This window comes from Faecalibacterium sp. BCRC 81149 (assembly GCF_022750605.1).
Taxonomy (GTDB): domain Bacteria; phylum Bacillota; class Clostridia; order Oscillospirales; family Ruminococcaceae; genus Faecalibacterium; species Faecalibacterium duncaniae.
In genome coordinates this window covers 42,970-53,455 of the sequence record NZ_QXJA01000016.1, presented here as the reverse complement: position 1 = coordinate 53,455, position 10,486 = coordinate 42,970, and the positions used below count along the sequence as shown (strand labels likewise).

Below are 10,486 nucleotides of genomic sequence, written 5' to 3'. Positions count from 1 at the left end.
GAACTGTACCAGACACAGCCCGACCGCAAACTCCGCGCTAAAGCATTGGCGAAAGAGTACGGCATCGGCGGACATTCGCAGGATTTTCTGGATGGCAGCAGCGGTTTTGTAAATCATGATGGAAAAGGACTTGAATTTGACCACTACCCGGATCATCAAAAGGTTACGTTAAGCTGGACACAGGTCGAGAAATACATCGACCTGATGATTCAGTCTGACCGCTACCTGACTGATAAGGAAAAAGAGCATCGTGCCGCCGTGCAGGAAGCGGAACGACAGCTCCCAATGCTGGATGGTGATGCCGCTGCCGAATACAATGCTCTGAAAGAGCAGTACCCCAATACCCTGATTGGCTTTGAACTGGGCGGATATTTTCTGTTCTATGACAAAGATGCAATCACTGTAAAGGAAGTTTTTCGTTCTAATTTGCTGTCACAGGAAAATGCGCTGGGAAAAGTCAAAGTGACCGGCTTTTTGCGCAGAGAGTGGGTAGCAAAATCGCAGAAGCTGTGGGCCGAGGGCAACAGCATCTATCTAGCCGGACAGGGCGGAGATGGTACCCACCATCAGACAAAATATCTGCGAGAGGAAGATTATCTGCCGATCGGCATCATCATCAAGCTAGATGGCCGGGATTTCCGTGTGGATCACGTCAACTTCATGTTCAAATCCGTCAGCTTGCAGGACATGGACTTGACCAACAGCGGACAGCCCATCTTCCGGGTTGAACGGTTGCCCAATATCCGGGAACTGTATGAACAGCAGCAGGATGAAATTATTGACGTTTCTCCTGAAAAGGCTGTTGATTACAAGGTCGGTGACGAAGTTGTTGTTGACCTTCCTACCCGAACCATCGAAGGCAAAATCGGCTATGTTGGCGAAACCGATGTGCGCATCGACACCAGCGCGCATGGGCAGTCGTGGGATAACGAGGTACTCAACAAGCAGCAATTCGAGGACGGTCTGCGGCGGGATGAACCTACACCTGATGAGGAACTGGACAAGTTGCCTATCTCTGTGGAGGTCAATGGCGAGTGGCAGACCTTTCCGGATGCTGCTGCCGCAGACGAAGCCCTGAACGCTGAACCGATGCCGGAAGCCGCAGGAAATTTTCACATCACGGATGATAATTTGGGTGTCGGAGGCCCCAAGCAGAAATTCGCCCGCAATATTGAAGCCATCCAGACCTTGCGCACTTTGGAGCAGGAGCACCGTGGTGCCACCGCCGAGGAGCAGCAGGTGCTTTCGCAGTATGTGGGCTGGGGCGGTCTGGCAGATGCCTTTGACCCCGGTAAAGACAGTTGGGCAAAGGAATACGCCGAACTGAAAGGGCTGCTCTCCGAGGACGAATACGCCGCCGCCCGTTCCAGCACCCTGAACGCCCACTACACCTCTCCGGTGGTTATTCGTGCCATCTATGATGCTGCGGAGCGCATGGGCTTCCGCAGCGGCAATATATTGGAACCCTCCATGGGCGTTGGTAATTTTTTTGGCCTGTTGCCGGACAGCATGGCAGACAGCCGCCTGTACGGTGTAGAACTGGACAGCATTACAGGTCGCATTGCGCAAAAGCTCTACCCGGAAGCTAGCATAAAAGTTGCCGGATTTGAAACCACTGACCGCCGCGATTTCTATGACCTTGCCGTTGGCAATGTGCCATTTGGCAATTATAAAGTCAACGACAAGGCGTACAACAAGCTGGGATTTTCTATCCACAATTATTTCTTTGCAAAAGCCATCGACCAAGTGCGTCCGGGCGGCATCGTGGCCTTTGTTACCAGCCGCTACACGCTGGACAGCAAGGATTCTTCTGCCCGCAAGCACATGGCAGAGCGTGCCGACTTGCTGGGTGCTATCCGCCTGCCGAATAATGCGTTCAAGGCTAATGCAGGCACCGAGGTCGTTTCGGATATTATCTTCCTGCAAAAGCGTGACCGCCCTGCGGACATCGAACCTGCATGGGTGCAGTTAGGGCAGACTGAGGATGGATTTACTCTCAACAGCTATTTTGTAGGCCACCCGGAAATGGTGCTGGGAAATTTGGAACTGGAAAGCACCCAATATGGTCACGACCTGACCGTTGTACCCATCGAGGGCACCAGCCTTGCAGACCAGCTTGCCGAGGCGGTGCAGCACATCGAGGGCAATTACACTGCGGTGGAGATTGCTGCCCCGGACGTCGCAGATGCGGAAGCACAGCGCAAAACGCTGCCCGCAGACCCGACTGTGAAGAATTTTAGCTATACGGTTGTTGATGGCGAGATCTACTACCGAGAAAACTCTATCATGACGCAGATCGAACTGTCCGACAACGCCAAAGGCCGTGTAGCTGGTATGGTGGAGTTGCGGCAGATCGTCAACGACCTGATCGACCAGCAGTTGAACGACTACCCGGACGAGGATATCAAGGCAACACAGGAGCGTTTGAACGCCGCCTACGATGCTTTTACCGCAAAATACGGTCTGCTGAACGACCGCAAAAATGGGCGGCTGTTTGAGCAGGATTCCTCGTATTATCTGCTGTGTTCGCTGGAAAATCTGGACGAGCAGGGGCAGCTCAAGAGCAAGGCGGCGATGTTCACCAAGCGCACCATTCGCCCGGAGCGCACCGTCACCAGCGTGGACACCCCCAGCGAAGCGTTGGCGGTATCTATTGGTGAGCATGGCAAAGTGGATTTGCCCTATATGGCAGAACTGCTGGGCACCCCCGACGAGTACGGGCGCATCACCACTGAATTGTCTGGTGTGATCTTCAAGGACCCTGCTGCCGACCCCACCGACCCGGAAGCGGGCTGGCAGACTGCGGACGAATACCTTTCGGGTAATGTACGCGATAAGCTGCGGATGGCACAGCTTGCTACGGAAAGTCACCCGGAGTTCAAGGTTAATGTGGACGCACTGACCAAGGCACAGCCCAAAGATCTGGAGGCATCTGAAATTGATGTGCGTTTGGGTGCCACATGGCTTGACCCCTCTATCGTACAGCAGTTCATGATGGAAACTTTTCAGCCGCCCTATCGTATCCGCTACAACAATGCCATCACCGTTCGCTACTCCCCTTACACTTCCGAATGGCGGATCAGCAATAAATCTGCTACTGGCTTTGGTGACATTATGGCCACTGAAACCTACGGTACCCGCCGAGCCAACGCTTACAAGATTTTGGAGGATACCTTGAATTTGCGTGACAGCCGCGTTTATGATACCATCGAGGAGAATGGGAAAGAAAAGCGTGTGCTGAATCAAAACGAAACCACCCTCGCCCAGCAGAAACAGCAGGCCATCAAGGACGCATTTGCTGGCTGGGTCTGGAAAGATCCACAGCGACGCGCCCTACTGGTAAAAAAGTACAACGAGCTTTTTAACAGCACCCGCCCCCGTGAGTATGACGGTAGTCACATTCATTTTGTGGGCATGAACCCGGAGATCAATTTGCGAGAGCATCAGCGCAATGCGGTTGCCCATGTGCTGTATGGGTACAACACCCTTTTGGCGCACGAAGTCGGTGCTGGCAAGAGTTTTGAGATGGCGGCTTCCGCTATGGAACTGAAACGTCTGGGCTTGTGTCAGAAAAGTCTTTTTGTCGTGCCAAACCATTTGACGGAACAATGGGCCAGCGAGTTTTTACGTCTGTACCCCCATGCGAAGCTGCTGGTTACCAGCAAGAAAGATTTTGAACCCGGTAATCGAAAAAAATTCTGTGCGAGAATTGCGACCGGTGATTATGATGCAGTTATCATCGGACACAGCCAGTTTGAAAAGATACCCTTGTCCGCAGAACGACAGGAGCGTCTGATTCAGGAACAGATGGATGAAATCGAGGAGGCCATCGAAGAAGCGAAAGCACAGGTTGGCGAACATTTCACAGTAAAGCAGCTGGAAAAGTTGCGCAAGTCTCTGAAACAGAAACTGGAAAAGCTGCAAGGCGCAGACCGTAAAGATGATGTGGTTACGTTTGAACAATTGGGCGTAGACAGGTTGTTTGTGGATGAGAGCCAAGCGTTTAAGAATCTCTACTTGTACACGAAAATGCGTAATGTCGCAGGTTTGAGTACGAGCGAGGCACAAAAATCCAGCGATATGTTCGGCAAGTGTCGCTATCTGGATGAAATCACCGGTGGCCGTGGCGTGATTTTTGCAACGGGTACACCCCTGAGCAACAGTATGACCGAGATGTACACCCTCATGCGCTACCTCCAGTACAACACCTTGCAGCAGAAAGGGTTGACCCATTTTGATGCGTGGGCTTCTACTTTTGGTGAAACTACTACTGCCATCGAACTTGCGCCCGAAGGCACCGGATACCGTGCACGCACTCGTTTTGCGAAGTTCTTCAACTTGCCTGAACTGATGGCGATGTTCAAAGAAGCAGCAGATATCAAGACCAGCGATCAGCTTCATCTCCCGGTGCCTGATGCAAAATTTGAGACGGTGGTGGTCAAACCTTCGGAAATCCAACAGGACATGGTGCAGGCGTTGAGCGAACGTGCAGCCGAAGTCCACAGCGGTTCTGTTGACCCCTCTGTGGATAATATGTTGAAAATCACGTCGGATGGCCGCAAAATCGGTCTTGACCAGCGGTTGATGAATTCCGCTCTGCCCGATGACCCCAACAGCAAGTTAAATGCCTGCGTCAACAACGTCCTGCGCATCTGGAACGACACCAAGGAGCAGAAGCTGACCCAGTTGATTTTCTGCGATATGTCTACTCCCAAGGGGGACGGTTCGTTCAACGTCTATGATGATATTCGCACCAAGCTGCTCAACGCCGGTGTGCCCGAACAGGAGATCGAGTTCATCCACAACGCAGATACGGAGAACAAGAAAGCAGAACTTTTCTCCAAGGTACGCAGCGGACAGGTGCGTGTGCTGCTGGGCAGCACTGCCAAAATGGGAGCAGGGACCAACGTCCAGACGCTGCTCGTAGCGGTGCATCATCTGGATGTAGGCTGGCGTCCGTCTGATATGACCCAGCGCAACGGCAGAATCATCCGCCAAGGCAACCAAAACAAACAAGTCTACGTCTATAACTACGTCACGGAATCGACATTTGACGCCTACCTCTATCAGACCCTTGAGAATAAACAGAAGTTTATCTCGCAGATCATGACGAGCAAATCGCCTATGCGATCTTGCGATGATATTGACGAACAGGCTTTATCTTACGCAGAAATCAAGGCTCTGTGTGCAGGCGACCCTCGCATCCGGGAAAAGATGGATTTGGACGTGCAGGTGGCAAAATTGAAAGTTCTGCGCGGTGACTTCCAGAATCAGAAATATCGTCTGGAAGATAAGCTGCTCAAAACATTCCCAGAAGAAATCCAGAAACAGAAAACCCGCATTGCTGCTTTACAACAGGATTCACAGATTGCAGCAGCACACCCGCAGGACAAAGAAAACTTCTGCGGCATGACCATCAAGGGCATGGTGTACGATGACAAAAAGGCTGCGGGCGAACGGCTGCTGCTGGCTCGGCAAGAGATGCCCAATGCTGATATGATGCTGCTGGGCACCTACCGTGGGTTTGAACTGAACATTCGATTCGACAGCTTCAAGAACGAGCATCAGGCCGTACTCCGGGCAGAGTTGAGTTACCCGGTGTCGCTGGGCGATGATGCGCGCGGCAATATCACTCGTCTGGACAATGCCATCGACAATTTCGCTGACCGTATTGCAGATGCCGAAAATGCTCTGCAAAACCTTGAACAGCAGAAGCAGGCCGCAGAGGTCGAAGTGGCAAAGCCCTTTGCACAGGAGGAAGAACTGGCCGAAAAGTCTGCCCGCCTTGCTGAATTGAACGCCTTGCTGAACATCGACCGTGACCGCAGTTCCTCGCAGGATGCTCCCGAAGAAACCGAGGAAACCGAAACACCTACAACTCGTCCGTCTGTGCTGGCTGCACTGGGGGAAAAGACCAATCAGCCGGAGCCTGTCAAACCGTTCCGTAGCTATTATGATAAGGATGGTGATGCACGATGAAAGAAAAGCGGGATGAAACCATCATCCTGCGCTTGAGCAAAACAGAAAAGAACCGTATCTATGAAAAGATGCTCAGTATGGGCATCCGAAGCCTGAGTGCCTATATCCGCAAGATGGCACTGGACGGCTATTGCCTGCACCTCGACTTGAAAGAACTGCAACGCATGGCATATCTCTTGCAGATGTGTAGCAACAATCTGAACCAGTACGCCAAGCGTGCCAACGAGTGCGGCAAGGTCTATGCCGCCGACATGGAAGATCTGCGGCAGCGGCTGGATGAGCTGATCGACATTGGCAAGCAAATTCTTTCCAAGCTGGCAGAGCTATAAAAATTCCCGCAGTTGGAGGACTGCGGGTGTACATATAATGCTTGACATCCTTGCAACGTAGTAGTCGATACCTTTATAATAAGGGCGAACAGAAAGGAAGTGCTTGATATGATGTCTATGCTGAAGAAAATGGTTCTTTTCCCGATTTCTCTCTTTGTGGCCTTTCTAGCTCTGATGGCAAGGTGGCTGCTAACCCTGTCCAGCTATGTAGTTGCTCCGCTGATGCTCTACATCTTCGGCTGCGGCATCTACACTGCTTACCGTCAGACTTGGAATCAGTTCTTTATCCTGCTGGTGGCCGAGTTCATCTGCTTCATCCTCTTTTTCGGTGCAACTGCCATCACCGAGGGCATCGGGCGTTTCAGTGAATGGCTTGCAGAACTGTGAGGAATATTTTCAATCTTTTGCCGCCTTCGGGCGGCTTTTTCTTTTATGGGGGTGATTTAAGATGGCCGCGACACGGCTGATCGCGCTGCACAAAAACAAGGGGAAATCCGTTGCGGCCTGCCTGAAAAGCCGCACGGATTACGCCCAGAACCCGGACAAGACACAGCAGGGCGAACTGGTCAGCAGTTACGAATGCAGTCCTTTGACGGTGGATGAAGAATTTATGCTGTCCAAACGGCAGTATGAACTTGTCACTGGGCGCAGACAAAAAAGTGACGTGATTGCCTATCAGATCCGGCAGTCGTTCAAACCCGGCGAGATCACCGCCGAAGAAGCCAACAAGGTGGGTTATGAGCTGGCAATGCGTTTCACCAAAGGCAAGTATGCGTTTATCGTTGCAACCCACACGGACCGGGAACACATTCATAATCACATTATCTACAACTCCACTGCGTTGGACAGCACCCGGAAATTCCGGGATTTTTTATTGTCCGGGCTGGCTGTGCAACGGTTGAGCGATCTGATCTGCTTAGAGCATCAGCTTTCCGTCATTGAGATAAAACCCTATCGGGAGCGGCAGAAGCGCACACTCTACCCGCCCAAAGAAAGCAATCGTGACTGTCTATGCGGCGTGATCGACAACATTCTGGCGGAAAAACCCAAAGACTACGAAGATTTTCTGCAAAAGCTGGAGCAGCAGGGATACGAGGTCAAGCGAGGGAAATACACCTCCGTCAAAGGCACACGGCAGAAACGATTCATCCGGTTCCGCACTTTGGGCGCAGGATATAGTGAAGAAGAACTGAAAGCTGTTATCTCTGGGGAAGCCGAACACCATCCCCGGCAGAAGCAGAAGCGCATCGTACCGGAACAAAAGTTTCAGATGCTGGTGGACATTCAGGCAAAGCTGGCCGAGGGAAAGAGCATGGGGTATGCTCGCTGGGCAAAGCGATATAATCTGAAAGAAATGTCCAAAACGCTGATTTTCTTACAGGAGAACAAAATCGGAAGCATTGAGGAAATGCAGGAGCGTATAGATGCTGCTACTGCTCGCTATCATGAACTAGGCGATTCAATCAAGGCAGCAGAAACGCGCATGGCCGAGATTGCTGTTCTGCGAACGCACATCGTTAATTATGCCCGGACACGCCCGGTCTATGATGCCTACCGCAAAGCCGGGTATAGTAAGAGATTTCTGGAAGCCCACCGGGAAGAAATCACGCTGCATAAGGCTGCAAAAACTGCTTTTGATGAAGCTGGATTGAAAAAGCTGCCAAAGGCTAAGGACTTGAGCATCGAATACGCTGAACTTCTGAAAAAGAAGAAAGAAGCATACCCGGACTATCGTAAGGCACGAGATGAGATGCAGGAGTTGATGAAAGCTCAGAAAAATGTAGAGATGTTCTTTGCAGAGGAAAAAAGTACAACCGAAAAAGAACAAGCACGATAAACGAAATCCGCCGAGGATCCTTCCCGTTTTTTCGGGAGGAGTCCTCGGCGGATTTTTGCTTTTTAGCGAATCATCTTATAACCATTACCAATTCAAAATACTTAACGGATGGCAAATAACTTCTTATATTGCCTTATTCATTTATCGGACTTTTCCACAGTTTTTGCAAAAGTTCGTAAGAATCATTTAAGTTCCCACAATCCGGGCAATACCATCTTTCGTCCGGTATCGGATCAACTGGCGAAAGTATTTGACTTTGAAATTATTTTTTTGAAAAATCTCTGTACTGATTTTCGTCGATTGTCCAGTAAGGATCACCTCCATTTTTAACAATTTCTTCAATGAAATTCAGTATATTTCCAACACATACAAATTCATCTGTTGAGCAACAGTCCCCCGCATAAAGATACTCTTTTTCTATGTCATCCACGTTAATGACAATATCATATCCCATCCAATATCCAATTTTCCATGCCGACCGACATAATAAGTTATCATTACTAAAATGGAACGAAAGAATTTCCTGAGCATCAAATAAACAATAGTCTCCGCTGTGATAGAGCGTCAGTCCATTACATCGCTTCAGAAATTCAATATAATCAGCTGGAATATGTCCCATTTCTTTTTTTAAATGTTCCAATATCATATCATCGGCTGGTGGATTTAATAGAGCATCTAAATGCGCATGATTCAGATGCTCTATAACTTTATCTAAACCATTCATTCCAGGCTACCTCTTTTTAATATTGTGCCCACCATGTAGTAAATTGAGTGTGAGTTGCTTTTGGAAGGGGAATCAAATTGCTATTCACACTTTTCCCACCATATTTCAAGGGCTTTATGCGTCAAATTGTGACTGATTTCAATGATTTTTTTGGTGATGACTAAGATGTTTTATTTAGCTCATTTCGTCCGATGCGGTAAATCTTCTTGTCTTGTTCTCCTACTTCAACAATAAGTTCATTTTTATTGTGATGAACTATTACTGGAATATAGCTATCGGAATTTTCCACCATCAAACATGTGACTCCATTTGTCCATTCACTGTTCAATTCCTTTGATAGCATGGAAATGATTTCTTCTTTCGTCATTTTGATTAATGAATCCTTTAGTTTAGTTCAATCGTGTTAATCGATGCCGGTAACGCAAGTGTACCACCCCTTACCGTTGAGACAGAAGCACTAGTCCAGCCAATATTGACTTTCTTCAGTCCGCTATCAATGTCAAAGTCATCAGTAGCGCCACTGGCTGTATTATATCGTCCATTCAAATCGCGATATTCGTCAATGTCTCCATAGATGAACTTCACTTAATACCCTATAATATTTATTAAATCCATGAAAAACAGCCACCATGATAAAGTTAGACCACTCATGCTAACAACAAGGATAATTTTACATTCTGATAATTTATTAACATCTGTAATATGTATCACATCGACTATTTTACATATTAAGATAGCACCCCAAATTATAGATGCCACCACACAAACAATTAAAAAAGTCATTTATACACCTCCGTTTTTTTGCTCCTAACAAGAGCCTTTGTATAATCAACGCAATTCGCATTCGCTTCGTTTCAATTTTCAGGAGAAATTTTTTCAAATTTTCCATCTTTGTAAGTTCAGACAAAAAGAAAGCCGGACATTTGTGTACTCTCACAAGTGTCCGGCTTTCTTAACGGATACCTTCCGCAATTTTCATAATCTCATCGTATGGAATGTTTCACATAACGGTATGTGTAATCCCCTGATATTCCCAACTTAGAGTATAGTCCTATCCTTCAACGCTCTCTGACATTATCGATTCATATAGAGATGTACTCAACGTATCTATATCATCGGAAAGAGGTTTTCCAAGATTGTAAATAAAACTTTGAAACAGTTCAATTGTCTGTTCACTAAATGCCGGACGTGACTCAACATTCTTCGATATTTCAATCAATTTGTTGGCAATATCGTTAAAATGAGGAATTTCATCATAGGATGTTACTTGAAGCAAAACGCTAAGTTCATCTGCATGCTCTTTGGTCTCGCCCAAATCAATAGGGTCGGAATAGTACAAGTCTGAAAAAAGCATGGACATCAAAACAGATACTTGTGTATCGATCTGTTCTTGGTTGAATTGAAGCTTTTGGTAATCTTTGTACATATTGCTAAATTTCATTCCACATAGAATTATAAGCACTGCAACGACACCTATAAAACCATAACGAACAATCCTTGCTTTCATTGACGGCCTCATTTATTTAGAGCAAATGTAATGGTAGGATTATTTCCGATTTCAAAAAAGTTTTTCTAGTAATATTTTTCATAAAAGAATCTCCTTACATTATCTGCTGG

General features: G+C 48.0%; 7 protein-coding genes. 4 read left to right on the top strand and 3 right to left on the bottom strand.

Annotation, left to right across the window (positions count from 1 at the left end):
- Positions 1 to 204 precede the first annotated feature (204 nt).
- From D3F01_RS13940 to D3F01_RS13925, 4 genes are all read left to right on the top strand, one after another.
- Complete coding sequence (locus tag D3F01_RS13940) at positions 205 to 5,979, top strand: DEAD/DEAH box helicase family protein (RefSeq protein ID WP_242889316.1); 5,775 nt, start codon at positions 205 to 207, stop codon at positions 5,977 to 5,979.
- Entirely contained in the window at positions 5,976 to 6,308 is a 333-nt protein-coding gene (locus D3F01_RS13935) for a plasmid mobilization relaxosome protein MobC (protein ID WP_005921755.1), read from the top strand. The genes D3F01_RS13940 and D3F01_RS13935 overlap by 4 nt, the downstream gene beginning before the upstream one ends.
- A 108-nt stretch (positions 6,309 to 6,416) precedes the next feature.
- Positions 6,417 to 6,695, top strand: a complete 279-nt coding sequence (locus D3F01_RS13930; RefSeq protein WP_117528341.1) for a hypothetical protein — start codon at positions 6,417 to 6,419, stop codon at positions 6,693 to 6,695.
- Positions 6,696 to 6,756: 61 nt separating this feature from the next.
- Positions 6,757 to 8,145: a relaxase/mobilization nuclease domain-containing protein gene (locus D3F01_RS13925; RefSeq protein ID WP_242889315.1), complete on the top strand. Its 1,389-nt coding sequence runs from the start codon at positions 6,757 to 6,759 to the stop codon at positions 8,143 to 8,145.
- A gap of 262 nt (positions 8,146 to 8,407) precedes the next feature.
- On the opposite strand, the gene D3F01_RS13920 is transcribed toward D3F01_RS13925, so the two are convergent.
- The 3 genes from D3F01_RS13920 to D3F01_RS13910 all read right to left on the bottom strand — a co-directional run bounded on the left by D3F01_RS13920 (position 8,408) and on the right by D3F01_RS13910 (position 10,376).
- Positions 8,408 to 8,869, bottom strand: coding sequence for an SMI1/KNR4 family protein (locus D3F01_RS13920; protein WP_242889314.1), 462 nt, complete (start codon positions 8,867 to 8,869; stop codon positions 8,408 to 8,410).
- Between the two features lie 160 nt (positions 8,870 to 9,029).
- Positions 9,030 to 9,236 (bottom strand): hypothetical protein, encoded by a 207-nt coding sequence (locus tag D3F01_RS13915; protein WP_005946665.1) that lies wholly within the window; start codon positions 9,234 to 9,236, stop codon positions 9,030 to 9,032.
- Positions 9,237 to 9,920: 684 nt separating this feature from the next.
- Positions 9,921 to 10,376 (bottom strand): hypothetical protein, encoded by a 456-nt coding sequence (locus D3F01_RS13910; protein WP_154256099.1) that lies wholly within the window; start codon positions 10,374 to 10,376, stop codon positions 9,921 to 9,923.
- Positions 10,377 to 10,486 lie beyond the last annotated feature (110 nt).

What these genes read in the sequence shown, in the direction of transcription:
- D3F01_RS13910 (WP_154256099.1), bottom strand. Translation starts at nt 10,376, where the DNA reads ATGAAAGCAAGGATTGTTCGTTATGGTTTTATAGGTGTCGTTGCAGTG.
- D3F01_RS13935 (WP_005921755.1), top strand. Translation starts at nt 5,976, where the DNA reads ATGAAAGAAAAGCGGGATGAAACCATCATCCTGCGCTTGAGCAAAACA.
- D3F01_RS13920 (WP_242889314.1), bottom strand. Translation starts at nt 8,869, where the DNA reads ATGAATGGTTTAGATAAAGTTATAGAGCATCTGAATCATGCGCATTTA.
- D3F01_RS13930 (WP_117528341.1), top strand. Translation starts at nt 6,417, where the DNA reads ATGATGTCTATGCTGAAGAAAATGGTTCTTTTCCCGATTTCTCTCTTT.
- D3F01_RS13940 (WP_242889316.1), top strand. Translation starts at nt 205, where the DNA reads ATGATTCAGTCTGACCGCTACCTGACTGATAAGGAAAAAGAGCATCGT.
- D3F01_RS13915 (WP_005946665.1), bottom strand. Translation starts at nt 9,236, where the DNA reads ATGACGAAAGAAGAAATCATTTCCATGCTATCAAAGGAATTGAACAGT.
- D3F01_RS13925 (WP_242889315.1), top strand. Translation starts at nt 6,757, where the DNA reads ATGGCCGCGACACGGCTGATCGCGCTGCACAAAAACAAGGGGAAATCC.